This window comes from Actinomycetes bacterium (genome assembly GCA_036000965.1).
GTDB lineage: Bacteria > Actinomycetota > CALGFH01 > CALGFH01 > CALGFH01 > DASYUT01.
The window spans coordinates 17,180-42,900 of record DASYUT010000161.1; the positions used below are offsets into that span (position 1 = coordinate 17,180).

At 74.7% G+C, this 25,721-nt stretch carries 27 protein-coding genes and 1 pseudogene; 12 read left to right on the forward strand and 16 right to left on the reverse strand.

Annotation, left to right across the window (positions count from 1 at the left end; genetic code table 11):
* Positions 1–64 precede the first annotated feature (64 nt).
* On the forward strand, positions 65–691 hold the full coding sequence (locus VG276_14190; protein ID HEV8650518.1) for an RDD family protein: 627 nt from the start codon (positions 65–67) through the stop codon (positions 689–691).
* A 63-nt stretch (positions 692–754) separates the two neighbouring features.
* Here the strand turns inward: VG276_14190 and VG276_14195 are convergent, their stop codons facing one another.
* The 5 genes from VG276_14195 to VG276_14215 form a co-directional block, all read right to left on the reverse strand.
* Positions 755–1,150 (reverse strand): hypothetical protein, encoded by a 396-nt coding sequence (locus VG276_14195; GenBank protein HEV8650519.1) that lies wholly within the window; start codon positions 1,148–1,150, stop codon positions 755–757.
* Between the two features lie 133 nt (positions 1,151–1,283).
* Positions 1,284–1,865 (reverse strand): prephenate dehydratase domain-containing protein, encoded by a 582-nt coding sequence (locus VG276_14200; protein HEV8650520.1) that lies wholly within the window; start codon positions 1,863–1,865, stop codon positions 1,284–1,286.
* A complete protein-coding gene (locus tag VG276_14205; protein ID HEV8650521.1) occupies positions 1,858–2,796 on the reverse strand; it encodes an alpha/beta hydrolase in 939 nt (312 codons plus the stop codon). Before VG276_14205 ends, VG276_14200 begins: the two co-directional genes overlap by 8 nt.
* 80 nt (positions 2,797–2,876) lie before the next feature.
* Complete coding sequence (locus VG276_14210) at positions 2,877–3,353, reverse strand: phosphoglycerate mutase family protein (GenBank protein HEV8650522.1); 477 nt, start codon at positions 3,351–3,353, stop codon at positions 2,877–2,879.
* Positions 3,354–3,463: 110 nt separating this feature from the next.
* Positions 3,464–3,901 (reverse strand): SCP2 sterol-binding domain-containing protein, encoded by a 438-nt coding sequence (locus tag VG276_14215; GenBank protein ID HEV8650523.1) that lies wholly within the window; start codon positions 3,899–3,901, stop codon positions 3,464–3,466.
* A 267-nt stretch (positions 3,902–4,168) separates the two neighbouring features.
* On the opposite strand from VG276_14215, the gene VG276_14220 reads away from it, so the two are divergent.
* Positions 4,169–5,338 (forward strand): AI-2E family transporter, encoded by a 1,170-nt coding sequence (locus tag VG276_14220; GenBank protein HEV8650524.1) that lies wholly within the window; start codon positions 4,169–4,171, stop codon positions 5,336–5,338.
* Between the two features lie 164 nt (positions 5,339–5,502).
* Here the strand turns inward: VG276_14220 and VG276_14225 are convergent, their stop codons facing one another.
* Positions 5,503–6,513, reverse strand: coding sequence for an FAD-dependent oxidoreductase (locus VG276_14225; protein ID HEV8650525.1), 1,011 nt, complete (start codon positions 6,511–6,513; stop codon positions 5,503–5,505).
* A gap of 46 nt (positions 6,514–6,559) precedes the next feature.
* Positions 6,560–7,561, reverse strand: coding sequence for a class II fructose-bisphosphatase (gene glpX / locus VG276_14230; GenBank protein HEV8650526.1), 1,002 nt, complete (start codon positions 7,559–7,561; stop codon positions 6,560–6,562).
* Positions 7,562–7,936: 375 nt separating this feature from the next.
* Here glpX and VG276_14235 point away from each other — a divergent pair, with 375 nt between their 5' ends.
* The gene (locus VG276_14235) at positions 7,937–8,950 is read left to right on the forward strand and encodes a cation diffusion facilitator family transporter (protein ID HEV8650527.1); all 1,014 of its coding nucleotides are present in this window, start codon (positions 7,937–7,939) and stop codon (positions 8,948–8,950) included.
* Positions 8,951–9,017: 67 nt separating this feature from the next.
* Positions 9,018–9,398, forward strand: a complete 381-nt coding sequence (locus VG276_14240) for an amino acid-binding protein (GenBank protein HEV8650528.1) — start codon at positions 9,018–9,020, stop codon at positions 9,396–9,398.
* Between the two features lie 8 nt (positions 9,399–9,406).
* Here the strand turns inward: VG276_14240 and VG276_14245 are convergent, their stop codons facing one another.
* Positions 9,407–9,895 carry a hypothetical protein gene (locus tag VG276_14245; protein ID HEV8650529.1) on the reverse strand — a complete coding sequence of 163 codons (489 nt, stop codon included), beginning with the start codon at positions 9,893–9,895 and terminating at the stop codon, positions 9,407–9,409.
* A gap of 15 nt (positions 9,896–9,910) precedes the next feature.
* A complete protein-coding gene (locus VG276_14250) occupies positions 9,911–10,186 on the reverse strand; it encodes a hypothetical protein (protein ID HEV8650530.1) in 276 nt (91 codons plus the stop codon).
* Positions 10,187–10,401: 215 nt separating this feature from the next.
* On the opposite strand from VG276_14250, the gene VG276_14255 reads away from it, so the two are divergent.
* Complete coding sequence (locus VG276_14255) at positions 10,402–11,049, forward strand: MgtC/SapB family protein (protein HEV8650531.1); 648 nt, start codon at positions 10,402–10,404, stop codon at positions 11,047–11,049.
* Between the two features lie 24 nt (positions 11,050–11,073).
* Here the strand turns inward: VG276_14255 and VG276_14260 are convergent, their stop codons facing one another.
* Complete coding sequence (locus tag VG276_14260; protein ID HEV8650532.1) at positions 11,074–11,562, reverse strand: hypothetical protein; 489 nt, start codon at positions 11,560–11,562, stop codon at positions 11,074–11,076.
* A 236-nt stretch (positions 11,563–11,798) separates the two neighbouring features.
* On the opposite strand from VG276_14260, the gene VG276_14265 reads away from it, so the two are divergent.
* The 4 genes from VG276_14265 to VG276_14280 all read left to right on the forward strand — a co-directional run bounded on the left by VG276_14265 (position 11,799) and on the right by VG276_14280 (position 15,825).
* A complete protein-coding gene (locus tag VG276_14265; GenBank protein ID HEV8650533.1) occupies positions 11,799–12,203 on the forward strand; it encodes a cobalamin B12-binding domain-containing protein in 405 nt (134 codons plus the stop codon).
* A 71-nt stretch (positions 12,204–12,274) separates the two neighbouring features.
* Complete coding sequence (gene sucC, locus VG276_14270; GenBank protein HEV8650534.1) at positions 12,275–13,441, forward strand: ADP-forming succinate--CoA ligase subunit beta; 1,167 nt, start codon at positions 12,275–12,277, stop codon at positions 13,439–13,441.
* Between the two features lie 2 nt (positions 13,442–13,443).
* On the forward strand, positions 13,444–14,316 hold the full coding sequence (gene sucD / locus VG276_14275) for a succinate--CoA ligase subunit alpha (GenBank protein ID HEV8650535.1): 873 nt from the start codon (positions 13,444–13,446) through the stop codon (positions 14,314–14,316).
* 246 nt (positions 14,317–14,562) lie between these two features.
* A complete protein-coding gene (locus tag VG276_14280) occupies positions 14,563–15,825 on the forward strand; it encodes a lytic transglycosylase domain-containing protein (protein HEV8650536.1) in 1,263 nt (420 codons plus the stop codon).
* Positions 15,826–15,973: 148 nt separating this feature from the next.
* On the opposite strand, the gene VG276_14285 is transcribed toward VG276_14280, so the two are convergent.
* The 6 genes from VG276_14285 to VG276_14310 form a co-directional block, all read right to left on the reverse strand.
* Positions 15,974–19,033 carry a RecQ family ATP-dependent DNA helicase gene (locus VG276_14285; protein HEV8650537.1) on the reverse strand — a complete coding sequence of 1,020 codons (3,060 nt, stop codon included), beginning with the start codon at positions 19,031–19,033 and terminating at the stop codon, positions 15,974–15,976.
* 159 nt (positions 19,034–19,192) lie between these two features.
* Positions 19,193–19,360, reverse strand: a complete 168-nt coding sequence (locus VG276_14290; GenBank protein ID HEV8650538.1) for a hypothetical protein — start codon at positions 19,358–19,360, stop codon at positions 19,193–19,195.
* 86 nt (positions 19,361–19,446) lie between these two features.
* On the reverse strand, positions 19,447–20,082 hold the full coding sequence (locus tag VG276_14295) for an RDD family protein (GenBank protein HEV8650539.1): 636 nt from the start codon (positions 20,080–20,082) through the stop codon (positions 19,447–19,449).
* A gap of 29 nt (positions 20,083–20,111) precedes the next feature.
* The gene (locus VG276_14300; protein HEV8650540.1) at positions 20,112–20,672 is read right to left on the reverse strand and encodes an RDD family protein; all 561 of its coding nucleotides are present in this window, start codon (positions 20,670–20,672) and stop codon (positions 20,112–20,114) included.
* A 59-nt stretch (positions 20,673–20,731) separates the two neighbouring features.
* On the reverse strand, positions 20,732–21,370 hold the full coding sequence (locus tag VG276_14305) for a hypothetical protein (protein ID HEV8650541.1): 639 nt from the start codon (positions 21,368–21,370) through the stop codon (positions 20,732–20,734).
* Positions 21,371–21,434: 64 nt separating this feature from the next.
* The gene (locus tag VG276_14310) at positions 21,435–21,902 is read right to left on the reverse strand and encodes a DUF2752 domain-containing protein (GenBank protein ID HEV8650542.1); all 468 of its coding nucleotides are present in this window, start codon (positions 21,900–21,902) and stop codon (positions 21,435–21,437) included.
* 357 nt (positions 21,903–22,259) lie between these two features.
* Here VG276_14310 and purN point away from each other — a divergent pair, with 357 nt between their 5' ends.
* From purN to VG276_14325, 3 genes and pseudogenes are all read left to right on the forward strand, one after another.
* The gene (gene purN, locus VG276_14315) at positions 22,260–23,078 is read left to right on the forward strand and encodes a phosphoribosylglycinamide formyltransferase (GenBank protein HEV8650543.1); all 819 of its coding nucleotides are present in this window, start codon (positions 22,260–22,262) and stop codon (positions 23,076–23,078) included.
* A pseudogene (gene purH / locus VG276_14320) lies at positions 23,075–24,660 on the forward strand (bifunctional phosphoribosylaminoimidazolecarboxamide formyltransferase/IMP cyclohydrolase). The gene purN and the pseudogene purH overlap by 4 nt, the downstream one beginning before the upstream one ends.
* A gap of 139 nt (positions 24,661–24,799) precedes the next feature.
* A complete protein-coding gene (locus VG276_14325) occupies positions 24,800–25,654 on the forward strand; it encodes a bifunctional 5,10-methylenetetrahydrofolate dehydrogenase/5,10-methenyltetrahydrofolate cyclohydrolase (GenBank protein ID HEV8650544.1) in 855 nt (284 codons plus the stop codon).
* The last annotated feature ends 67 nt before the right edge of the window (positions 25,655–25,721 follow it).

Here is a 25,721-nt window from a genome sequence, read left to right on the forward strand (position 1 = left end):
GATTGCCGGACCTGGCCCGGATCGGGGAGGCTCCCGCCGCCCACATCGAACGAGGACTGCCGGTATGTCGACAGCGGGAGATGGAACCGGTGGGCGGGAGGCGGACCTGGACTGGCGTCCGGGCTTGCCCGGCTCCCATCCGGTCGGGCCGGGCGCGCGGCCCGGGTTCGGTGTCCCGGTCGCCTACTGGTCCACCGGGCAGGCTGGGGTCCGCCGCCGCGACCCCGCGCCGGACCCCGACCGCCCCGGCTACTACGAGGGGTACCCGCTGGCCGGCTGGGGCCGGCGGGTCGTCGCGTCCCTGCTCGACGGGCTCATCGTCGCGTTCCTCTACGTGCCGGGCACGACCGTGTTCCAGCTCGCCGCCGACAGCGGTGCCGGGCCCGACCGCGCGGTCTTCCTGGTCCTCGGCATCGTGCTGGAGCTGCTCGCGCTCGGCCTGATGCTGTGGAACCAGTTCGCCGCCCAGGGCCGGACCGGCCAGACCTGGGGCAAGCAGGCGATGGGCATCCGCCTGCTCCGCAAGGCTGACGGGCGGCCCCTCGGCACCGGCCTGGTCTTCCTGCGCTGGGTCGTCCACCTCGTGGACTCGCTGCCGTGCTGCCTCGGCTACCTCTGGCCGCTGTGGGACCCGCGCCGCCAGACGTTCGCCGACAAGATCGTCGGCTCGCTCGTCATCCACGAGCGCTGACCCGGGCTCGAGGTCGGGATGGAGGGCGGGACGGCAGCACCGGCTGTCACGGCGGGTGGTGCCCTACCGGTCGGCTGCCGGGTCCGGCGTCCCCGGTCCGGGGTCCAGCAGGCGCTGGTTGCGTGCCTCGGCCCGGCGCGCCAGGCGGAGCTGGCGCCAGCCGACGAGCAGGATGGCGAGGAACAGCACGACCCCGACGCCGAGACCGGCGGCCAGCGCCGTCCAGTAGACGCCGGCGTTGAGCGTGACCGGCAGCACCACCAGCACCAGCCAGACGGCGGTGGTCGCTGCGCTGATCCGCAGCGCGCTGCGCAGCGTCCGGGCCCGCAGCCGCGCCTGGGCCGAGCGGGCCAGCATGACCGCTGCCGCGGCCAGTGCCGGGTCGGCGACCGCCTCCCCGGTGCTGACCGCCCGCGCGACCCGCCGCCTGGCCTCGGGCCCGAGATCGAAGCCACTCATGGCCCCAGGGTGCACCCCCCCAGGGTGCACCCCCCCAGGATGCAGCCCCCCAGGATGCAGCCCCCCAGGGTGCAGCCCCCCAGGATGCACCAGGCCCGGACAGGCCCGGGGGCCGCGAGGGCCCGGCCCGGGGTCACGGGTCGATGCGGCTCGCGGCCACGAACGTGGTGAAGTTGAACTTGAGGTCCTGGATGCGCCGCTCCAGCACACGCAGGCCGAACAGCTCGGCGCAGCGCTCGGCGGCGATCACCGCGGTCGTCGGCGGCAGCTCCCCGATGGCCAGCATCCGGGCCGCCTCGGCGGTGTCGGGCTCCTCGGTCACCAGCGTGGTCGGGAAGTGGTGGCGCAGCCACATCCGGCACTGCCGCAGCGCTTGCTGGTGGGAGGCGATGCGGTCGATCGCCCCCCGGCCGGGCAGGTCGGGATGGACGAGCAGGGTGTGGTTGACGTCGATCTCGAACAGGTCCTCCACGTGGAAGCGGTGGGCCGCCATGGCGTAGACGCTCTCGTAGACGACCCCGCCGTTGGAGTTCTCGAGCGCGAAGATGCCGAGCTCGACCTCGCCGGCGGCCACCGCCCGCAGGACCCGGTCGGTGGAGACCAGCTCCACGATCTCGACCTCGCCGAGCTTGTTGTCCCTGGCGTACTCGAGGGCCGCCTCCTCGGAGAACGACCCCCGGATGCCCATCACGCCGACCCGGCAGACCTCACCCACGGGCGGCCACCTCCCTGGCGAAACCGGCGAGCTCAGCGGCCAGCGCCTCCGGGCGCTGCAGGGGAATGTCGTGCATGGTGTCCTCGAACCAGGTCACGCGGGCGTCGGGCAGCCGCGAGGCGGCCAGGTCGACCGCTGGCCGCTTGGCGGCGGCGAACTCGTCGCTGCCGGCCGGGCAGATCAGCACCGGGCAGGCCACCTTGGCGTACAGCTCCGACGGCCGCTGGTCGTACAGGGCTTCGACGACCTGCATGTGGTTGCCGAAGTGGAACCGGGCGCGGGCCACGCCCCCGGCGTCGACCTCGACGCCGGCGCGCAGGAACGCCCGCACCCAGGCCTTGCGCGCGTCAGGCAAGGACGCGTTCTTCGTGTCGATCCTGGGTGGCACCCATCGTCCCGCCTGCTCGAGCCAGTCCTCCAGCGGCACCGCGAAGCGGGGCGGGGCAAGCTGCTCGAGCGCCTTCTCCCTGGTCATGCCGGGCCAGGCCGAGATCTCGATGAAGCCGCCGTCGACCAGGGCGAGGCCGGCGACGGCATCGGCGTCCCGGTCGGCGGCGTACTGCAGGGCGACGTTGCCGCCCCAGGAGTGACCGGCGAGCAGCGGGCGTGCGATGCCCAGGGCGCCCAGGGCGGCCTCGAGGTCGCGCCCGACCGGCTCGAACCCGTAGCCGCCCGCCGGCTGGTCGGACTCGCCATGGCCCCGCTGGTCCAGTGCCAACACCCGGAAGCCGGCCGCGGCGAGCAGGGGCGCGACCCCGTCCCAGATCCGGCAGTTGGAGGCGAGCCCGTGCAGCAGCACCACCGGGGGCCCGTCGCCGCCCCAGTCCCTGGCGTGCAGGGCGATGCCGTCGCCCGGGACGGACCGGTCGGTGGGCGTGCTCGGGTCGGTGGGCGTGCTCGGGTCGGTGGGCATGCTCGGGTCGGTGGGCATGGACCAACATCCTACGGGCATCCGGGAACCCGATCGAATCCTGAGCGCGCCCAGGCGAGCACGCAGAGGAACCGAGGGTCCTAGGCGGCAGGCTCGGGGAGGTCGTCCCGGTCGACGTAGGCGACCTCGAACGGCCGGCCGTCCTCGACCCGGACCCGGAACAGCGACCCGGTGCGGAAGTCGGGCGGCCCGTCGACCAGGCCGGCCCGCAGCAGGTACATCGGGATGAGGTCGCCGTGGCCGACTCCGACCACGGCGGAGCCCGGGTGGGCGGCCGCCTCGCGGACCCAGCCGTCCATGTCGGCCTGGTCGTAGCCGAGCCGGTCGTCGAGCCGCAGCCCCACCCCGAGCGTGGCGGCCAGGGGCGCCGCGGTCTCGACGCAGCGCAGCCACGGGCTGGCAGCGAGCACGGCGGGCCGTTCCGGCGCGAGCGCCCTGGCGAGCCGCTCCGCCTGCGCCCGGCCACGCCCGGTGAGCGGCCGGTCCCGGTCGGCCCCGGTCCAGCGCCGCCGGTCGGCCGCCTTGGCGTGCCGCACCAGGAACAGGGTGGTTGCCATGCTCCGGAGTGTGGCCATGTGCCCGGCCGGAGGCAACCCCAGCCCAGGCACCCCAGCCCAGGCACCCCAGCCCAGGTGACCTGGCATCGCCACCTCCCGCGCGTCCGGCGCTACGAGGCCGGGCGGTCGAACCAGGAGGCGAAGGTCTGGGCGAAGAACAGGTCCCCGGACACCTTGAGCTTGCCGGTCATGAACGCCTGCATGCCGGGCAGCCTGTTGGTGACCAGGCGCAGGAAGTCGCCCAAGCCGATCTTGAGGGTGACCCGAGGGCTCTCGGCGGTGCCCTTCTCGACCTCGCAGCGGCCGTCGGCGATCCGCATCACGTAGGGATGAGGGCCGTCCGGAGCCGCGATCTCGTACTGCACGGTGGCCTGCTGCCCGGCCGCCTTCTGCGGGTTGAACGAGTTGACCATGCCCTGGTAGACCTGCTCGAGCGTGCCGTCGACGCCGCCCTCCTGGCTCTGGATGGCGGCCACCAGCTCCTCGTTGGAGAGCCGGTCCACGGCGGCGACGAGCTGGTCGTAGTTCGAGGCGTTTATCTCGGTCATTTCCGTGTCCCTCCAGCGGGGCGGCAGCCAACGGCCCAAAGCCTATCGCGGCAACGCCGCCCTCGAGCAGCCCGGTCGAGCAGCCCGGTCGAGCAGCCCGGTCGAGCAGCCGCCCGGTCGAGCAGCCGCCCGGTCGAGCAGTAGCCCGGTCGAGCAGCCGCCCGGTCGAGCAGCAGCCTAGCCTGGTCCGCACTTGAGCCGAGGGGCTAGAGGCCCTTTACTTGCCCTGCCCCGCATGAGGGCCGACTCCCGGGAGGGTACTCGACGATGGCCAGGACGCCAGACACTGGCGCCGTCACTGTCACGGCGACCGGCGGCAACGGCGAGCGCGCCCAGGACCGGGCCCGGCGCCGGTCCTGGGCCGCCTACCGCTGGGGGCTGTTCGCCAGCCTTGGCGCGCTCACCGTGTACCTCGGCGCCCGTGCCGTGGTCGCCGCCCAGGCGGTGCTCATCCGGGCCCTGATCGCGCTGTTCTTCGCGGTCAGCCTGGACCCCGCCGTGCGCTGGCTGAACCGCCGCGGCGTCAGCCGGGGCCTCGCCGTGACGATCATCATCGGGCTCGTCGTGGTGGTGGCGGTCGCGTTCCTGGTCTCCATCATCCCGGCGCTGGCTTCCCAGTTCCAGACGTTCACCGCCGACCTGCCCCGGTACTTCGAGCAGCTCAACCAGCGCTCGCGGAGCTTCCGGGTGCTGAACCGGCAGTTCGACGTGTCCCGCCAGATCCAGGGGCTGGTCGGCAGCCTGCCCTCCCGGCTCGGCACCGGCCTGCTCGGGTTCACCAGCCGGGTGTTCGGGGCGCTGTTCAGCGGCCTCACCATCCTCGTGCTCACCATCTACTTCATGGCCGACCTGCCGCGGCTGCGGTCCGGTCTGGTCCGCCTGATGCCCCGCCACCGGCGGGCGCGCTCGGCCGAGGTCGTCGGCCTCGTGGTCGAAAAGGTCGGCGACTACATGATCGGGAACATCCTCATCTCGGTCGTGGCCGGGGTCGCCTCCTACGCCGCGTTCCTGGTGCTCGGCGTCCCCTTCAGGATCCCGCTCGCCATCCTGGTCGCCTTCTGCGACCTCATCCCGATGGTCGGCGCCACCCTGGGCGCGATCCTCTGCGTCGCGGTCGCCGCGTTCGCCACCGACATCTGGCCGACCGCGGTCCTCGTCGCCCTGTTCTTCGTGGCCTACCAGCAGCTCGAGAACTACCTGATCGCCCCGCGCATCCTGAGGTCCACAGTCGACATCTCGGCCAGCGCCGTGCTGCTCGCCGGCCTCATCGGCGCGACCGTCCTCGGGCTGGTCGGGGCGTTGATGGCGATCCCGGTCGCCGCCGCCGTCAAGGTCCTCTACGCGCAGCGGGTGGCCGCCGAGGAGGCGTACGAGTCGGCCCGCGCACCGGCCGTCATGGGGACCGAGGCAGGGGCGCCGCCGGCCGAGCCGGGGTGATGTCGCCGGGGGGCCGAGCACGGGCGGGTCGAGGACCGGGCGCCTTGACCCGCCGGGCCGACCGGCCGACCCGACCCGCCGGCGCCGCGCCGACCCACCGGCCCCGGCACACCCGCCCGAGCGGCCTGCGGCCGGAGACCCACTCAGGGCCGGCCCGCCGGCGGTCATCCGACGCGTCCGAGAAGGGCGTGGCCGAGCCGGTGGCCCGAGCGCCAGGCGCCCTCGACCTTCGCGCCCTCGCCCCAGTCGCCGCACAGCCCGACCGGCGCGTGCCCCGGGCCGAGCAGCCAGGGCACGTCCACACCCTCCGCGACCTGGGCGTGGGTCCAGCGCTGGTGGCTGGTCCAGGCCGGATCGGCCGCCCAGCCGCCAGCGACTCGCGCCGTGGCGGCGACCAGCTCGCCGGTGACCCGCGCCGGGTCGTCGTCCCAGTGGGCCCGGGTCCACGCCCCGGTCGCGTGGGCGACCAGGACCGTGCCGGCGGGGTCGTGGCGCTTGGAGGAGTCGTGGCAGAGGAACGAGAGTGGGCCGCCGTCCACGAACACGCCCCGCCAGGTCGGCGGGGCCGCGTCCGGGTACCCGGCGACCAGCGCCCAGCACGGGTCGTAGGCGGCCCGCGCCGCCGTCCCGGCCAGCTCCTCCAGGCCGGTGACGCCGGTCAGCAGCTCGACCGCCCGGGGAGTGGGCAGGGCGAGCACCAGCGCCCGCGCCACCCACACGCCCGCTGGCGTGGTGGCCAGCTCCCAGCTCGCACCCTTCGCCGGCCGGACGGCGGTCACCCGGACCTGCCGGTGCACGGTGAGCCCGCGGGCGAGCTGCTCGGCAAGCGTGACGATGCCGTCGGGGAACGCCCAGCGGACCCGGCCCGACTCGGCCGGCCCGCCCTCGGCGAGCCGCCCGCTCTTGTAGCGGTGCAGGCGGGTCGCCCAGGGCTCGGCCAGGCCGGTGGCGGCCAGCCGGCGCAGCAACGCCGCGAACTCGGGGTTGCCCGCGGTCACGTACTGCGCGCCGTGATCGACGACCGTCCCGGCCACCCGCCGGGTGGCCATCCGCCCGCCCACGCCCCGGCGCTTCTCCAGCACGACGACGGGCAGGCCGGCGCCGGCCAGCACGCGCGCGCAGGCCAGGCCGGACACCCCGGCCCCGACGACCACGACCGGCTGGCGGGAGGGCATGGACGCAGCCTAGAACCCCGGTCAAATGCACCCGCCCGCCCAGGTCCTACCCGAAGTCGATGCTCGCGTACCTGCTGAGCTTCGAGAACTGATGGCGAGCCTCGATCAGGCGCACCGTGCCCGACTTGGAGCGCATCGACAGCGACTGGGTGGTCGCCCCGCGCCGGTCGAAGCGCACGCCCCGCATCAGCTCGCCGTCGGTCACCCCGGTGGCCGCGAAGAACACGTTGTCGCCCCGGACCAGGTCGTCGATGGTGAGGACCTGGTCGAGGTCGTACCCGGCGTCCAGGGCGGCGGTGCGCTCCTCGTCGTTGCGGGGCCAGAGCCGGCCGAACATCACGGCGTCCAAGCACTTCAGCGCGCACGCGGCGATGACGGCCTCCGGCGTCCCGCCGACGCCGATGAGGATGTCGACGCCGGTGCCGTCCCGGGCGGCCATGATCGCGCCGGCCACGTCGCCGTCGGGGATCAGCTTGATGCGGGCGCCCGCTTCGCGAACCTCGCGGATCTTGTCCTCGTGCCGTGGCCGGTCGAGGATGCAGACGGTCAGGTCGGGAACCTCGCCTCCCTTGGCCTTGGCCAGCGCCCGCAGGTTGTCCCGGATGGGCGCCTCGAAGTCGATCACGTCGACACCCTCCCTGCCCACCACCAGCTTGTCCATGTAGACGCAGGGACCCGGGTCGAACATGGTGCCCCGGTCCGACAGGGCGACCACGGCGATCGCGTTCGGCATGCTCTTGGCGGTCAGGGTGGTGCCGTCCACCGGGTCCACCGCGATGTCGACCTGCGGCGGCGTGCCGTTGCCGATCTCCTCGCCGTTGTAGAGCATCGGCGCGTTGTCCTTCTCGCCCTCGCCGATGACCACCACGCCGGTCATCGACACCGACCCGAGCACCGCCCGCATGGCGTCCACCGCGGCCTGGTCGACCAGCTCCTTGTCGCCGTAGCCCATCTTGCGGGCGGCCGCCATGGCGGCGGCCTCGGTGACGCGGACGAGCTCGAGAGCGAGGTTGCGGTCGGGGGCTTCGCTGCCTGGTCGAGCGCTCATGGGGCACCTCCGGGACGTGGCTCGCGGCCCGCCGGGCCGCCGGCTCGACAGTACCAGCTCAACGGGTTCCCAAGGGTCTTCATCACAGGGGTCTTCATCACAGGGGTCTTCACCGCGTCCCTTTGCTCTTTGCGGCAAGGCCCTGGCGTGGGTCGCCGCCGTCCCTTACCCTTGTGAAATGGAGGCCCCGGCCCACTTTGGGCGAGGGCGGCCTCCGGCAGCAGGGCCCTGGCGCCCCCGATCCCACCCGGACGGCGCCGTGGGCCCGCTGCCTTTCCGGCCCCCGGCTGGAGCGTGCTTGCCGCGCCGGGCGTGGTTGGGTCAGGCTGTGCCAGACGGACAGCGCCGCCCGGTGCCACCTGGAGGAAGGGCTCGATGAGCGGTAGCCACAGCCACGCCCCTGTGCCGGTCGCCGGATCGCGCGAGGGCGAGGACGAAGGGGCGCGGGCGGTCGCCCGGGCCGCCCTCGCCCTCGCGCTGACCGCCGCGGTGGAGCTTGCGTTCGTGGCCGCGAGCGGGTCGGTCGCGCTGCTCGCCGACGGGCTCCACAACCTGGGCGACGTGTTCACCACCGTCACCCTGCTGATCGCCTTCCGGGTCGGGCGCAGGCAGCCCGACCGCCGCTACACGTTCGGCCTGGCCCGGGCCGAGGACGTGGCCGGCGTGCTGGTGGTGCTGGCGATCGCCGCCTCGGCCGGCGTGGCGCTGGCCGAGTCGCTGGCCAAGCTGGCCGGTCCGGTCGCCCCGCTGCGCAACCCCGGCTGGGCCCTGGCCGCCGCGCTGGTCGGCATGGCCGGCAACGAGGCCGTGGCCCAGTACAAGATCCGGGTCGGCCGGCGCATCAACTCGGTGCCGCTCGAGGCCGACGGCCGCCACTCGCGTGTCGACGGCCTGGCCAGCCTGGCCGCCGCGGTCGGCATCGCCGGGGCCTGGGCCGGCTGGCCCACGGCCGACCCGCTGGCCGGGCTGCTGCTCTCGGCGGTGATCGCCTGGGTGCTGGTCGGTACCGTCCGGGACGTCCTGGCCAGGCTGATGGACCGGGTCGACCCCGAGGTCATCGACCGGGTCGAGCAGGCCGCCGGGTCCGTCGAGGGCGTCGAGGCCGCGCATGCGGTGCGGGCGCGCTGGGTGGGCCGCACGCTCCACGTGCTCGTCCACGTCGGGGTGGACCCCGAGCTGCCGCTGGGGCGCGCCCACGACCTCGCCGAGCGCGTCAGGCACCAGATCTTCCACGCCGTGCCTGGCGTGTCCGAGGTCGACGTCCACCTCGACCCGGCCGGGGTCGACGAGCACGCCAGTCACAGCGAGACGCTGCACCACACCCGGCCCGGCCCGGACGGGGCGGACCACGAGCACCACCGGCACGACCGCGTGCACGACCACGGGTGAGGCCCGGTGCCGGCACCGGAGCCGCCCGGCTCCCGGGTGAGGACCGCGACGAGGAGGGGGTGGGCAGGTGCTGACCGAGGTGGTGGTGAAGCTCGAGGACCGGCCGGGGACGCTTGCCACGCTGGGCGAGCTGCTCGGCGGGCGCGGCGTCGACATCCGGGCCGTCGCGGTGCTCGCCGTGCCGGGTGGCGGCGCCCTCGCCCACCTGGTGGTGGAGCCCGCCGACGTGGCCGTGCGGGCATTGCGCGAGGCCGGCATGCCCCCCGAGCGGGTCCGCGAGGTCCTGGTGGTGACGCTCGAGGACGAGCCGGGCGCGCTTGGCCGCTACTGCCGGCGGCTGGCCGACGCCGGGATCAACCTCGAGGCGGTCTACCTGGCCGGCGAGAAGAACGGCTCCAAGCAGCTCGTGCTCGCGGTGAGCGACCTGGACACGGCCCGCCGGCTGTAGCGGCCGGCTCAAGGCAGGCCGTGGCGGGACCGGAACGCGGCGGCGTCCAGGGCGGCCGCGTCGCGGCGAAGCTCGTCCAGCCGGCGCCGCGCGTCGGCCTCGCTGTCGAACGGCTCGCTGAGAACGACCGCGCCGTCGTCCCGGTGCACCAGCCTGACCCGCCAGGCCGTGCGGCCGGCACGAGAGAGCAACACCGCGTAGGCGGCCCCGGCCGTCTCCGGGCCGGCCGCACGGGGCGCCGGTCGCTGCTTGACGGCGACCACGACCCGGTCGGCCACGCCCGGGGGCACCGAGTACTCGCGGAAGTTGATGCGCACGTGGAGCCACCCGCCACCTGACGCCTCGACGACGTAGACCGCGGCTCCCCGCCGCAGCGGCGACTCGGGCGCGGGCCGGTGGTGGGGCGCGAAGCGCAGCTCCACGATCGTCCCCTCGGCGCCCGCCGCCAGCTCGGCGAGCAGGCAGCGCTCGGGGCCTGCGTCGGGGCCTGCGGCCACGGCTCCTCCGGCGCCTCAGAGGGCCCAGAACCGGCACGTCAGCGGTCGGGCCAGGAGACCTTCCAGCGGCGAGGCGGCGACCTTGCCGTACAGCGGGTCCAGGGCGGCGGCGGTGCTCATGGCGTCCCAGCAGCTCACCGCGAGCAGGTCGGGCCCCTCGCGCAGGAGGACCCCGCCCTGGAAGCCGGGCCTGGCCCGCTCGAAGGGCCCGATCTCGGAGGTCCACAGCGCGGCCATGGCCAGCGCCTCGCGCTCCGAGTGGGCGGTCGCGCGCAGCACCCGAGCGATCACCGTCCACCTCGCCCCTCACCCGCCCGCAGCCACCCTCCGTGGCCGTCCCACGCTAGCTATCGACCCCAGGGGACCATCCGCTCACCCACCCTCAGGATGGCCCTCGCATAGTCAGAAATAGCTAGATCCGAGCCTGGTGACGGCACCCCGCCGGATTCCCGTGAGCGGGCCTGCTCACGGGGGTAGCATCCGGTGGCCGACTCCTGGAGCCCATCATGCCGACCGATCTCGAGCTGCTCGCCCGCCTGGCCCTGGCGGCCGTGCTCGGGGGGGCCGTCGGCGCCGAGCGCGAGCTCTCCGACCAGCCGGCCGGCCTGCGCACCCACATGCTGCTCACCATCGGAGCCTGCCTGTTCACGCTCGTCTCCGCATACGGCTTCGAAGGGCCGGGGGACCCGGCCCGGATCGCCGCCCAGATCGTCACCGGCATCGGCTTCCTGGGCGGCGGGGCCATCCTGCGTCACGGGGCCTCCATCCGCGGGCTCACCACCGCGGCCAGCATCTGGGCCTCGGCCGCCCTCGGCGTCGCCGTCGGCGCCGGGCGCTACGTGCTCGCGCTCGGCGCGACCGTGCTCGTGCTGGCCACCCTGGTCGGGCTGCGCGCGTTCCGCAACGTGCTGCGCCATCGTGCCAGCAGCCGTGAGGAGTTCAGCCTGCTCGTCGGCCCTGGCTTCTCCGCCAGCAAGCTCACCGACCTCGCCCACAAGGAGAAGATCGGGCTCCGTGGCCTGGAACGCACCCAGAACGGCGACGGCGGCCGCGTCCAAGTGGTCGTCAAGCTGCCACCCCGCTACGACGCCGAGCGGTTCCTGGAGGCCCTCACCGAGCTCGAGGGTGTCCGCGAGGTCGAGTGGGAGCGCTGACCGCACCAGGTTGCCGCGGGTCCCTCAGGGCGTCGCGGCGCGCACGTCGACGTAGAGGTCGCCCCGGGTGAGCCGGGCCGGGACCCGGCGCAGGGCTGGCGCCCCCGCCCGCCTCGGGGTGCCGTCAGCATCCCACGCCTCGTCCTGGCAGGAGCGGGCAAAGCCGGCCGAGCCCGCGGCCGCGGTCACCGGGCAGGGCCCTGGCTCGGCCAGGAACGCCTGCAGCAGCCCGCCCCTGCGGTCGACCACCACCACCAGCCCCGCGCCCGCCGGAACCTCGGCGACCGACCCCTCCGGGACCGCGGCCACCGCGGCCACCCGCACCCAGGGCGCGCCGGGACGGCCTCCCTGCAGCAGGAACAAGCTCCCGGCGACCAGGATGACGAGCGCGAACACGCTCGCCGCGAGCAGCCAGGCCAGGCCGAGCTGGGTGCGCAGGATGAGCTTGCGGGCCTTGGCCGCCCGGGGCGGGAGGTAGGCGGTGCGCGGGGTCTCGGGATGCTGGTCGGGCATGGACGGTCGGGCTCCTCGGCGGGTTGGGGACGGTTGCCTCACGGGTAGTATCTTCCCGGCACGGTCGGGCCACAGGGTAGGCTGCCTCGGCGGCGCCCTGCCGCGCGGCCGGCCGGCACCACCGGGGCGGGGCGGAGCCCAGGGCCCAGCCTACGGAGTGCCAAGGGGCCCGGCAGCAACGCGGCGCCGGACCTTGTACGGAGTGTGAAGGGTCGCGAGCGAAAGGACGGCGTGCCGTGGCGCAGGGACGCATCCGGGTCGTGGTGGCCAAGCCGGGGCTGGACGGGCACGACCGCGGCGTCAAGGTGGTCGCCCGCGCCCTGCGCGACGCCGGCTTCGAGGTCATCTACGCCGGCCTGCACCAGACCCCGGAGCAGATCGTGGCCGCCGCCATCCAGGAGGACGCCGACGCGGTGGGCCTGTCGATCCTGTCCGGTGCCCACATGACCCTGTTTCCCCGCGTGATCGAGCTCCTGCACGAGCGGGGCGCCGGCGACATGCTGGTCTTCGGGGGCGGCATCATCCCCCAGGAGGACATCGTCGCCCTCAAGGAGCAGGGCGTTTCGGAGATCTTCACCCCTGGAACCCCGACCCGGAAGATCGTCGACTGGCTGCGGGCGGCGGTGGACCCGGCCGCCTGACCGTTCCCCCGAGCTGCGGCGGTCCTGTTCGCCCGCGCTGCGCGGACGGGCCGCAGACGAGGAGTGCTGCGATGGACCTGTTCGAGCATCAGGCGAAGGAGCTGTTCGCCAAGCACGGCGTCGCCGTCCCCAGGGGCGGGGTCGCCTGGTCGCCCGAGGAGGCCGAGGCGGTAGCCGCCGAGCTGGGCGGGACGGTCGTGGTCAAGGCCCAGGTCCAGATCGGCGGCCGCGGCAAGGCGGGCGGCATCCAGCTCGCCAAGGACCCGGCCGAGGCCAGGGCCCAGGCCGAGCGCATCATCGGCATGGACATCCGCGGCCACACCGTCCGCCGGGTGCTCGTCGAGGAGGCGTCCGACATCGCCAACGAGTACTACCTGGCGGTCCTGCACGACCGGGCCAGCAAGGGCTACCTGGCGATGGCCTCGGCCGAGGGCGGGATGGACATCGAGGAGGTCGCCGCCACCAAGCCCGGCGCGATCGTCAAGGTCGGCGTCAACCCGCTCATCGGGCTGCGCCCCTACCACGTCAACCAGCTCCTCTACGGGGCAGGGTTCCCGCCCGGGACCCACAAGGGCGCGGCCGCGATCGTCACCAGGCTGTACGAGGTGCTCACCGCCGAGGACGCCATGCTGGTCGAGGTGAACCCGCTCGTGGTCACCACCGACGGTCAGGTCAAGGCCCTGGACGGCAAGGTGTCGCTGGACGACTCCTCGCTGTTCCGCCACCCCGAGCTCGAGGAGATGCGCGACACCTTCGCGGTCGACCCGCAGGAGCAGGCGGCCAAGGACAAGGGCCTCAACTACATCAAGCTGGACGGCTGGGTCGGCATCATCGGCAACGGCGCCGGCCTGGTCATGTCCACCCTCGACGTGGTCGCGCAGGCGGGCGGCAAGGCCGCCAACTTCCTCGACGTCGGCGGGGGCGCGTCGGCCGAGACCATGGCGGCCGGGCTCGAGGTCATCCTGTCCGACGACAAGGTCCGCAGCGTGTTCGTGAACATCTTCGGCGGCATCACCCGCGGCGACCTGGTCGCCCAGGGCATCCTCGACGCGCTCGACCGGCTCGGCGACAAGGTCAAGGTGCCGCTCGTCGTCCGGCTGGACGGCACCAACGCCGAGGAGGGCCGCCGGCTGCTCGCCGAGTCCCCCTCGGACAAGGTCGTGCCCGCCGCCACCATGCTCGAGGCGGCCGCCAAGGCGGTCGAGCTCGCCGGCCCCCCTGCCAAGGAAGGTGCGTAGCCATGGCCATCCTCGTCGACGCCGACACCCGCCTGGTCGTCCAGGGGCTGACCGGGCGCGAGGGCCGCTTCCACGCGCTGCGCAACCGCGAGTACGGCACCAACCTGGTCGCCGGCGTCACCCCGGGCAAGGCCGGCCAGGACGTCGAGGGCGTCCCCGTGTTCAACACGGTGGCCGCCGCGGTGGCCGAGACCGGCGCCAACACCTCGCTGATCTTCGTGCCCGCCCGGTTCGCGGTCGACGCCCTCTACGAGGCGGTCGACGCCGGCGTCGGCACCGTGGTCCTCATCACCGAGAACATCCCGGTCCTCGACATGACCCGCGCTTACAACTACGTCCGGGCCAAGGGCGTCGCCCTGGTCGGCCCGAACTGCCCGGGGGTGATCTCGCCCGGCAAGGCCAACGTCGGCATCATCCCGGGCGAGATCACCCACCCGGGCCCGGTCGGGCTCGTCTCCCGCTCGGGCACGCTCACCTACCAGGTCATGTACGAGATGGCCGAGGCCGGGGTGGGGCAGACCACCGCGGTCGGCATCGGCGGCGACCCGGTGGTCGGCTCGAGCTTCATCGACGTGCTGGCCCGCTTCGAGGCCGACCCGGAGACCGAGGCGGTGGTGATGATCGGCGAGATCGGCGGCGACGAGGAGGAGCAGGCGGCCCGGTTCGTGGCCGACAGCATGTCCAAGCCGGTCGTCGCCTACATCGCCGGGTTCGAGGCGCCCCCGGGCAAGCGCATGGGCCACGCCGGCGCGATCATCTCCGGGTCCAGCGGCACCGCCAAGGCCAAGGCCGAGGCGCTGGAGGCCGCCGGCGTCCAGGTCGGCCGCAACCCGACCGAGGCCGCCGAGCTGGCCGTGGCCAGGGTCAAGGGCTGACTGGCCGTGACGAAGGTCAAGGGCTGAGCGGACCGCCACCCTTGACCACCGTCAGGCTGCTCGGCACCCGGGGACTCTGACCGGTTCTGCGCCAGCGCCCGGGCTGACGGGGGTTGATCGCCGTGGGACGATAGACCTGGAAGGGCCAGATCCGTACCGACCGCCTCCGCGCCGAGCTCGCCTATGCGCCTACCGCAACCGCGTCGCCTCGTTCCTCTCGTCCGGGCCCTGAGCGCCTGGCTGCTCGTGCTCCTCGCATCCGTGGCCGTGCTGCCCGGGTTCGTGCCCGGCGCCGCCGCGGACCCGGCCCGGAGCGCGGCTCCCCTGGTCGCCGTGGCCACGTTCGCCGGGGACCAGGGCGGCGCCGCGGAGGACGAGGCCCGCGACCGCCGGGCCTGGCTGAGCGGGCGGGAGGCGTCGGGCCGGGCGGCCGCCGACCAGGCCGCCGCGGAGCGGGTCGCCCGCGGGTCCGGGGTCACGGCGGCGACGCCAGCAGCATGGGTCGTGCCCGCCGGGGCCGACCAGACCATCCCGCCGCTCACCCTGCGCGCCTACCGCACCGCGGCGGCCTGGGCCTCGGGCTACGACCCGGGCTGCCGGCTGTCGTGGAGCGTCCTGGCCGGGATCGGTCGCATCGAGTCCAACCACGGCCGCCACGCCGGCGCGGCGGCGCGGTTCAGCCAGGGTGGCGACGTGACCCCGCCGATCCTCGGTCCCGCCCTGGACGGCCGGGGCGGCTTCGCCGCGATCGCCGACTCCGACGGGGGCCGCCTGGACGGCGACCGGGTATGGGACCGCGCGGTCGGCCCGATGCAGTTCCTGCCCTCGACCTGGCGGTCGCTCGGGCGCGACGGCAACGGCGACCAGGTCGCCAACCCCGGGAACTTGTTCGACGCCGCGGTCAGCGCGGCCGCCTACCTCTGCCTGAGCGGCGCCGGCGACCTGTCCGACCCGGCCCGGCTCCGCCAGGCCGTCTACGGCTACAACCACTCCTGGTCCTACGTGGACAGCGTGCTCGGCTGGGCCACGTTCTACGCGCAGCGGATCAGCGGCGGGCCGGGGGTCCTGCCCCCGCTGCCGCCGACCACCACGGCGTCGACCACCACGGCGTCGACCACCACGGCGCCGACCACGCCGGCCTCCACCACCACCGGCCCGGCCACCACGCTCGCACCGACGACGACACGCCCGGCCACCACGGTCCCGCCCGCGACCACCGGGCCGCCCGCGACCACCGGGCCGCCGTCGACCACCGGGCCGCCGTCGACCACGACGCCGAGGACCACCGGCACGACCGCGCCGCCTTCGACCACGACGCCAGCGACGACGACCACCCGGGCGCCGACCACGACGGCGCCGTGCGCACCGCCGCCGACCACGACGAGCCTGCCGCCGGGCTCGACCACCACCACGACGACCACGACCATGCTGCCGCCCGGCTCGACCACCACCACGACGACGCTGCCGCCCTGCCCGACCTCCACGACGGTCGGCACGAGCCGCCCGTAGCCCGTAGCCGGCGGAAGACATACCGGCAAGACCGACCCCGCAGCCCCGCGTCCGGTGACCTGCTGGCGGATGCTGCTGTCCGGCGGTGTGGTGCAGGGTGCCGTCGAGGACGCGGCTCCTTGGGCATGGCTTGCCCTCCGAGAGGATGTCAGCGCAGCAGTAGCACCAGGGGCAGGACCGGGCCGGCGCCGGCCTGGCGCAGGGCGGCGCCGGCGGTGGTCAAGGTCCAGCGGGAGCTGGCCACGTCGTCGACCAGCAGCACGGCGCCGGGCGGCACGAGGTCGGCAGCGGCCACCGCGACCGCACCGTGCACGTTGCGGCACTGGTGGGTGCTGTTGGACATGGAGGCCTGGGGGGTGGCGTCCCGGGTCCGCTCGAGGACCGGGTGCAGCGGGAGCCGGCCGAGGTCGGCGATGCGGGCGGCCAGGCTCTCCACCAGCCGGGGGTGGGAGCGTGAAGGCACGAACGTCACCCAGCTCGGCCGGGTCGCCCACTCCCAGCGGGCGAGCAGCCGGACCACTGCCCGTACCACCTCGTCGGGCACCGGCCCGTCGGTCGCCAGCAGCCCGGCGATGACCCGCCCCCAGCCGGCGTCGGCCGCCCCGGCCATGGCCAGCGCCCGCCCGGGCTCCACCCGCAGCTCGGGCGGGATGGTGCCGACCAGGCCGTCCACGCCCCGCGGCCATAGCCGGCGGGGCTCGACCACGGTGTCCCGGCCGAGCAGGAACGCGCTCGCCTCGGCAGCGAGCGCCGGGTCGACCTCGGCCGCGGGCCGCTGCCCGGTGCAGTTGGCGCAGCGGCCGCACTCGGCCGGGTCCGGGTCGTCGAGCTGGCGGCGCAGGTAGGCCATGAGGCAGGCGTCGGTGGTGGCGTAGGCGACCATCGCGGCCTGCTCGGCCTCGCGGGCGGCAGCGACCCGGCCGTGGCGCTCCTCGTCGTAGGTCCAGGGAGCGCCGGTGCGCGTCCAGCCCCCGCGCTCGCGGCGCACCGCCCCCTCCACGTCCAGGACCTTGAGCATCGCCTCGATGCGGCCGCGGCCGAGGTTCACCGCCTCCTCGATCGCGGCCGCTGGTACCGGCCCGGACGCCCGCTGCAGGGTGCCCAGCACCCTCGCCACCAGGTCGCGGGGCGGGAACGCGGTGGTCGCGAACCAGTCCCAGATCGAGCGGTCCTCCGCACCGCACAGCAGCACCGCCTCGGCCCGCGGCAGGGCCCGGCCGGCCCGGCCGACCTGCTGGTAGTAGGTGACGGGGGAGTCGGGGGACTGGAAGTGGACCACGAAGGCCAGGTCGGGCTTGTCGAAGCCCATGCCAAGGGCGGAGGTGGCCACCACCGCCTTGACCTGGCCCGCCCGCAGGGCGTCCTCGACCGCGGCGCGCTCCTCGGGGTCGGCCTTGCCGCTGTAGGAGCGCGCGTCGACCCCCCGCGACCGGAGCCAGGCGGTGACCCGCTCGGTGTCGGCCACGGTGAGGCAGTAGACGATGCCGGAGCCGGGCAGCCGGGGGACCTGCTCGGCGAGCCAGGCCAGCCGCTCGGCCTGGCTCGGCAGCCGCAGGACCGACAGGACCAGGCTCTCGCGGTCGAGCGGCCCACGCAGGGTCACTGGCGCGACGCCGAGCTGGTCGGCGACGTCGGCCATGACCCGGTGGTTGGCGGTGGCCGTGGTCGCCAGCACCGGCACGTCCGGCCCGATGGCGTCGAGCACCCGGATGATGCGCCGGTAGTCGGGGCGGAAGTCGTGGCCCCAGTCGGAGATGCAGTGCGCCTCGTCGATGACCAGGAGCCCGGCCGCGGCCGACAGGGTGGGCAGCACGTCGGTGCGGAACTGGGGGTTGTTGAGCCGTTCGGGCGAGACCAGCAGCAGGTCGACCCCGCCCGCGGCCAGCGACCGCTCCACCTCCGACCACTCGTCGTGGTTGGTCGAGTTGATCGTGGCGGCGCGGATGCCGATGCGCCGCGCGGCCTCGATCTGGTCGCGCATCAGCGCGAGCAGCGGCGACACGAGCAGCGTGGGGCCGGCTCCGGCGTCGCGCAGCAGGCGGGTGGCCAGGAAGTACACGGCCGACTTGCCCCAGCCGGTCCGCTGGACGACCAGCGCCCGCCGGCGGTCCACGACGAGCGCGCCGACGGCGGCGAGCTGGTCGGGGCGGAGCACCGCTCCCGGACCGGCCAGCGCCGCGAGCAGCTCCTGGGCCCGCGCCGGGAGCGTGGCCGGATCGACCGGCCGCGCCGGCGGGCCGGACCGCCGGGCCGGGGCGGGCGCCGGGCCGCCCACCGGGCCTGTGCCGCCGGCGGTTGGGACCGGGCCGCCGCCCGCCGGGTCGGGGCCCGGGCGGGCCCGGACGCGGCCGTTGGCAGATGGCGTGGCGCCGTTCCCGGTCCGGGTCGCCGGCAGGGTGGTCGCCTCGGGACGGCCACGGCTGTCGGTGGCTGGTCGGGCACCAGTGCCGCCGTTGGCCGCCGGCGAGGCAGCCTCGGACCGGCGGCGGGTGTCGGCGCGGCGCAGGGTGCGGCCGCAGCGGGGCCACGGGGCCCAGCCCGCGGGCAGCGGCGGCCCCGGGAGCCACTCGAGGTCGGCGAGGGTGCCGAGGCCTCGGGCCGCGGCCTCGGCGAGGTGGATGCGGAGCAGGTGCGCGGTGGCGCGCGCGTCGGACAGGGCCGAGTGCGGCTCGGCGTGCTCGATGCCGAAGGTCTGGCAGCAGTCCACCAGCCGGCATTCCACCTCGGGGTGGAGCAGCCGGGTGAGCTGCGCCGTGCACAGCGCCGCGACAGGTGGGAGCGTGCGGCCGGCGAGCTGGAACTCCCCCCGGAGGAAGCCGATGTCGAACAGGACGTTGTGGGCGACCACGACGGCGCCCTGCAGCAGCCCGGCCACGTCGCCGGCGACCTCGGCGAAGGCTGGCGCGCCGGCGACCATGCCGTCGGTGATGCCGTGGATCTCGGTGGCCTCGACCGGCCGGTCCGGGGCCAGGAGGGTCTCGTACTCCTCGACCACCGACCCGTCGGGCGCCAGGCGCACGATGCCGATCTCGAGGGCCCGGTGCAGCGGCCACGGCTGCGTGCCGGTCGTCTCGAGGTCGACCACCGCCCAGGGGGTGGCGCCGAGCTCGGCCCGGGCCGAGCTCGGCGCGCCGTCCTCTGGCAGCTCGTCCCGGTCGGGGCGGCCCTCGGACGTCGCCGAGCCCGCCTGGCTCACCCCACCGGCCATGCCGCCGCTCCCCTCCGGGCACCAGTACCCCATCAGGCGGCAGCATACGGCCCGCCCCGGACAACAGGAGACCCGCCCGGCCCGTCCTGTGGACGCCCGGAGGGCGGTGTCAACTGGACGCCCGGAGGGCGGTGTCAACTGGACGCCCGGAGGCCGGTGTCAACCGGCGGTGTCGGCGGCCGCGGCCAGCTCGGCGGCGACCGCGTCGGCGCCCAGGCCGATCATCCAGGTCAGTGGGACGTCCGGGGAGAAGCGTCGCATGGTGGCGTCGAGCTCGGCCTTGGAAGCGTCGTCGAGTTGGGGGGCGCCTCCGGCCAGCCGCCACACAACTTCCCGTTGATGCGCTGGCGGCTGCCGCAGCAGCCGCCAGCGCGCGGGGCGGGCCGGCCTGCCCCGCCCCGCCCCGACGTAGGTCAGCGCTGCTCGGCCAGCACCACCGTGCTGAGGATCTTGTCGGCAAAGGTCTGCCTGCGCGCGTCGAACGCCGCGTAGATGTAGCCGACGAGGCAGATCCCGTCCAGGAAGTGGCAGATGTCGCGCACGAACGCCATCAGGGGCCCGATCGGCTGCCCGTCCGACATGCGCACCAGCCGCAGGTTGAGGGCCTTCTTGCCCCAGCTCTGCCCCGTCTGGCCCTGCATGATCCAGCGGTTGTAGATCCAGATGCCGAGGCTGAGCAGCCAGCCGAGCGCCGCCAGGATCCCCAGCCCGACCGACGGGCTGCCGTCGGTGGCCGACAGGTTGTACGGCGTCACCAGGATGATGGCCGGGATGGCCTGGATGAGCCCGTCGATCAGGTAGGCGCCGACACGCTGGATCCAGCTTGCCAGCGGCCGTCCCATGTAGAAGCCTGGCTGGTCGGTGGTGTAGCCGGGCTGTCCGTAGCCGGCGCCGGCCGGCGCCGACGGGTATGGGGATGTCCCCCCGTAGCCCGGCTGCGCCGGCTGCTCGTAGGCCGGCGGCTGGCCGTACTGCGGCGGCCGGTCGTACTGCGGCGGCTGGCTCGAGCCTGGCTGCTCGGGCTCGTTCGGTCCGTACCCCTGTGTCATTTGACTCCTTCCCTTCCAGGGGTGCTCGGCTATCTGCCGGCGAGCACCACCGTGTTCACGATCTTGTCGGCAAAGGTCTGCCTGCGCGCGTCCCAGAGCGGGAACAGGTAGCCGATCAGGCAGATCCCGTCCAGGGTGTGGAGCAGGTCACGCACGAAGGCCATGACCGCCCCCACCGGCAGCCCGTCCGCCATGCGGACCAGCTTCAGGTTGAAGACCCGCTTGCCCCAGCTCTGCCCGGTCCGGCCCTGGGTGAGCAGCCGGTTGGCCACGTACAGGACGAAAGCGGCCAGGTAGCCCATGAGGATGATGCCGCCCCCCGTGCTGCTGTCCCCCTGGCCAGCCGCGCTGGCCAGGACGCCGGCGACGATGACAGGCACGAAGGTCACCATCTGGTCGATGAGGTAGGCGCCGACCCGCTGGGGCCAGTTGGCCAGCTGCCGCCCCATGTAGGTCCCGGGTCCCTCGAGGGGCGCGTAGCCGGGCTGGCCGTAGCCGGGCGGGACGGACGGGTACCCGGGAACCGGCGGGTGTCCAGGCTGACCGGAGCCGGGCCGGCCCGGCTCCGGTGGCGGATATCCTTGGGACATCGAGTCGGTTCCCCTTACGTGCTCGTGGGCCGAGCGCGTCTGCGCCCGCGGCCCCGTGCTCACACCGGCTTGGCCTGCTGCTCGGCGATGTCGCCGAGCACGGGAAGCTTGAAGTGCCGGCCCGAGAAGCCCTGGATCATCAGCACGATCCACACCACGAAGAACGCGAGCGACAGCAGGAACAGCAACAGGTCGAGCACGGTCCCGGTGATGATGCTGTTGAGGATGCTGACGGCGATCCAGACCGCCCCGAACAGGATCGCCTGCATGGCGTGGAAGCGGACCTCCGGGCGCTTGTCGGTGAAGAAGAAGATCAGCCCCGTGATGAAGGTCAGCACATAGGACAGGCCGGATGCCACGTTCTCGGCCAGCCCGCCACTCTGCTGGGACTGGTACCCGGGTGGCGGGCCCGCGGGCGGGTAGCCGCCCGGCGGCTGCTGTTCCCAGGCCTGCCCCGGCTGGCCCTGCCAGCCGGCCGACCCGGACGGGGGTGGGGGCGGCGACCCGTAGCCCTGCTGCTGGCCCCAGTCGCCGGGCGGGGGTGGCGGGGACGGCGGGGACGACCACCCGCCCTGGCCCGCCGGGGGTGTCCCGGCCGGCGGGTAGTCCGGCTGGGGAGGGTTCACCGGTGCGCCCTGGTCCTCGGGGTCCCGGCGTGGCTCGTCGGGCAGGTCCCGAGGTGGGGTTCCCTCGTTCATAGGTCCTCCTTGTCGTACGGGCGGCTCGACCGGTCCAGCGCCGGGCGAACATCGTGGCGATGCGTCATATCCGACCGAACCGGTGCAGCTGGAACAGCCAGCTCCCTACCGCGAGCACCCCGACCACGAGCCGGACGTGGCGCTGGCGGGCGGGCGGCCACGTGGTGGCCTCGGGGGCCAGGCCGGCCGCCCTTGCCGCCATGAGCACCGTCATGACCAGGGTCATCCCGGCGAGCAGGAGCACGAACGGGTTGGCGGCGAGCGCGGCCTGCAGGTGGCCGGCTGCCAGCGAGGTGGCCGCCGTGGTCATCCCGCACATCGGGCAGGGGATGCCGGTGGTCAGCCGCAGCAGGCAGGGCGCCGTCAGCCCGGTGGCGTGGCTGGCGGCCGGGTAGACGAACGAGGCACCAGCCGCCACCAGGCCGGTCAGCGCCAGGCGCTCGGGCGTCGAGGTCGGGCGCCATGCCAGGAGGCAGGCGACGGATGGCCGGGTGAGTCGGGCAGCTCGTGCGGGCGTCTCCGTGTTCGACATGTCCGTCCTGCTCCAGGGCAACGCAGGCCATGCTCACCGCGTCGATTCCGTGCGGGTCGGCGCAGTGAACCATATGCGCATGGGCGCAGCAATCCTTGTACTCCTTCGGAACGCGTTCGTCCCGCTGTAGCCGCTCGGCCGCCTGGTCGGCGAGCGTCGTGCCCGTGGCAGCGTCCCGGCCTCGGGGGATCGCTGCCTCGGGGGATCGCTGCCTGGGGGATCCCAGCCTCGGGAACCGCGACCTCGGGGATCCCGGCCTGGGGATCCCGGCCGGGGGGGGGGTTCCGCCCTCCCGTTCCAGGCCACGGGGTTGCCGGCCGGGGAGCCGGGTGGCAGCATCCGTTTCCGGTCGGGTCCGTGACCGGGACGCCCGACCACCAGATCGACCAGGCCGGGGGCAACATGGCAGACGTCAGGCGGATGGTCGTGCTGGTGTCCGGCCACGGCTCGAATCTCCAGTCGCTCATGGACGCAGCCGCCGACCCGTCCTACGGGGCCGAGGTGGTGCTCGTGGCAAGCGACCGGCCGGGCGCGTACGGCCTCGAGCGGGCCCGGGCGGCCGGCGTCGAGACCGCGGTGGTCCGACCCGTCGACTTCCCCGACCGGGCCGCGTTCGACGAGGCCCTGACCGGCGTGGTCGCCGCGGCCCGGCCCGATGTCGTCTGCCTGGCCGGGTTCATGCGGATCCTCGGCCCCCGGTTCGTCCGCAGCTTCCCCGACCGCATCGTCAACACCCACCCGAGCCTGCTGCCCGCCTTCCGGGGCGTTCACGCCGTCCGTGACGCCCTGGCCTACGGCGTTCGGGTGACGGGCTGCACCGTCCACCTCGTCGACGAGGAGGTCGACCATGGCCCGGTGCTCATGCAGGCGCCGGTCGCGGTCGAGGACGGCGACGACGAGGCGAGCCTGCACGACCGCATCAAGCAAGAGGAGCACCGGCTCCTGCCCGCCGCGGTCCGGCTGGTCGCGCACGGCCGGGTGCGCCTGGACGGCAGGCGCGCCCGGCTGCTGGCCGGCGGCCCCGAGCCCGCCGCGATTCCGGGCCCCGCTGCCGGTCCGGGCACTGCTGCCGGTCCGGGCACTGCTGCCGGTCCGGGCACTGCTGCCGGCCCTGCCGGCAGCGGACGCCGCGGGCGGGCGCCCGACCGCGAGCCCATCGACGGAGGAACGCCGTGACCGACCGCCAACCCATCCACCGCGCCCTCGTCTCGGTGTTCGACAAGGCCGGCCTCGAGCGGCTCGCTGCGGCCCTGCGGGCGGCCGGCGTCGAGGTGGTGTCGACCGGCTCCACCGCCCAGGCCCTCGAAGGGCACGGCCTGACCGTCACCCGGGTCGAGACGGTCACCGGCTTCCCGGAACTGCTCGACGGCCGGGTCAAGACCCTGCATCCCAAGGTGCACGCCGGCCTGCTCGCCGACCGGCGCCGCCCCGAGCACGCCGCCCAGCTCCAGGCGGCCGGGGTCGCCCCGTTCGACCTGGTGGTCTGCAACCTCTACCCCTTCGAGGAGACGGTGGCTGACCCCCGGGCCGGCGAGGACCTGGCCGTCGAGCGGATCGACGTCGGCGGCTCGGCCATGGTGCGGGCGGCGGCCAAGAACTTCGCGTCGGTCGCGGTCGTCTGCGACCCGGCCGACTACGGCCTGGTCGAGGCCGCGCTGGCCGCAGGCGGGACCACGCTGGCCGAGCGCCGCGCGCTGGCTGCGCGGGCGTTCGCCCGGACCGCCGCCTACGACGGCGCGGTGGCGGCCTGGTTCACCCGCGACCAGGCGTTCCCGGCGACGCTGCCCCTCACCGCCCGGCTCGTGCAGACCCTCCGCTACGGCGAGAACCCCCACCAGGCAGCCGCTTTCTACGCCCTCGGCGGTCCGGGTCCCGCCGTCACGCCCGGCCGGGCCGCCCCGCAGGGCCCCACCCCGGCCCCGCGGCTGGCGCCGGCAAGGAGCTGTCCTACAACAACCTGCTGGATGCCGACGCGGCCCTCGGCCTGGTCGCCGAGTACGCCGACCGTCCGTTCGCGGTGGTCGTCAAGCACACCAACCCGTGCGGCGCCGCACCCGGTGAGACCCTGGACGCCGCCTACGCCGCCGCCCTGGAAGGCGACCCGGTGAGCGCCTTCGGCGGCGTCGTGGGCCTGTCCCGAGCACTCGACGAGGCCACCGCGCAGCGCCTGGCCGGGGTGTTCACCGAGCTGGTGCTCGCCCCCGGGTTCGACGCCCCGGCCAGGCAGGTGCTGGCCGGCAAGCCGTCACTCCGGCTCCTCGAGGTGGACCTGGCCAGCCTGCCCGGAGCGGGCGGGGCCCGGTCCCTGGCCGTGCGGTCGGTGGCCGGTGGCCTGCTCGTGCAGGAGGCCGACCTCGCGGCCGACGACCCGGCCGCCTGGACGGTCGCGGCCGGCGCTCCGCCCGCGCCGGCCACCCTGGACGAGCTGGCCCTGGCCTGGACGGTGGCCAGGCACGTGAAGTCCAACGCGGTCGTGCTCGTCAACCACGGACGGGTGGTCGGCGTCGGCGCCGGCCAGATGAGCCGGGTCGACTCGGTCCGGGTCGCGGTCGCCAAGGCCGGCGCCCGGGCCGTCGGCGCGGTGGCCGGAAGCGACGCGTTCTTCCCGTTCCCCGACGGCGTGGAGGAGCTGGCCGCCGCCGGGGTCCGGGCCGTGGCCCATCCCGGCGGCAGCGTCCGCGACGCCGAGGTGACCGCCGCCGCCGACCGCGCCGGCCTCACCCTCGTGCTCACGGGCCGCCGCCACTTCCGCCACTGAGTTGCGGGCCAGGACCTGGAACACACGCCGGCCTGGTCGATGTCGCGCTCGGCGTGCTCGTCCTGGTCACCGCGGCCGTAGCCATTGCAGCCGCGGTAGCGTTGCCGGGTACGCCGGTTGGAGGGAGCAAGGAGACAAGATGCCCGCAAGGATCCTCGACGGCAGGGCGGCAGCGGCCCAGATCCGGGCCGAGCTGGCCCCGGAGATCGAACGGCTCGCGGCCGCAGGGCGCCGTCCAGGGCTGGCCGCGGTGCTGGTCGGCGACGACGAGGCGTCCCACATCTACGTGGGGGCCAAGCAGCGGGCGGCGGCCAACGTCGGCATCGACTCGCGCCGGGTCTCGCTGCCGGCCGACTCGAGCCAGGCGCAGGTGCTGGACGCGGTGGCCGAGCTGAACGCCGACCCGGCCGTGCACGGGATCATCGTGCAGCTCCCCCTGCCCGACGGTCTCGACCCGGTGGCGGTGCAGGAGGCGATCGACCCGGCCAAGGACGTGGACGGCCTGCATCCCTGGAACGAGGGACGCCTGCTCCGGGGCGACCCGGCTTTCGCCCCCTGCACCCCGGCCGGCATCGTGGAGCTGCTCCGCCGGGAGCGGGTGCCGGTGGAGGGCAGCCACGTGGTCATCGTGGGGCGCGGGCTGCTCGTCGGGCGGCCGCTGGCGGTGCTGCTGTCGGCCAAGGCGGCCGGGGCGAACGCGACCGTGACCATCTGCCACACCGGGACCCGCGGGTTGTCGAGCTTCACCCGCGAGGCCGACGTGCTGGTCGCGGCGGCCGGGCGGCCGGCCATGATCGGGCCGGACATGGTGCGGCCGGGCGCGACCGTGGTCGACGTCGGCAACCACCGGGTGGACGGCGCCCTGGTCGGCGACGTGGCCCCCGAGGTGGCCGAGGTCGCCGGTGCGCTCACTCCGGTCCCGGGCGGGGTGGGGCCGATGACGGTGGCGATGCTCCTGGCCAACACGGTGCGCGCCGCTGGCGGCACGACCTGAGCCACCCGCCGGTCCAACCGCACTGAGCGGCCCGGCGGGCCTCTCCCGCTGCAGGCCGGCGGGCCTC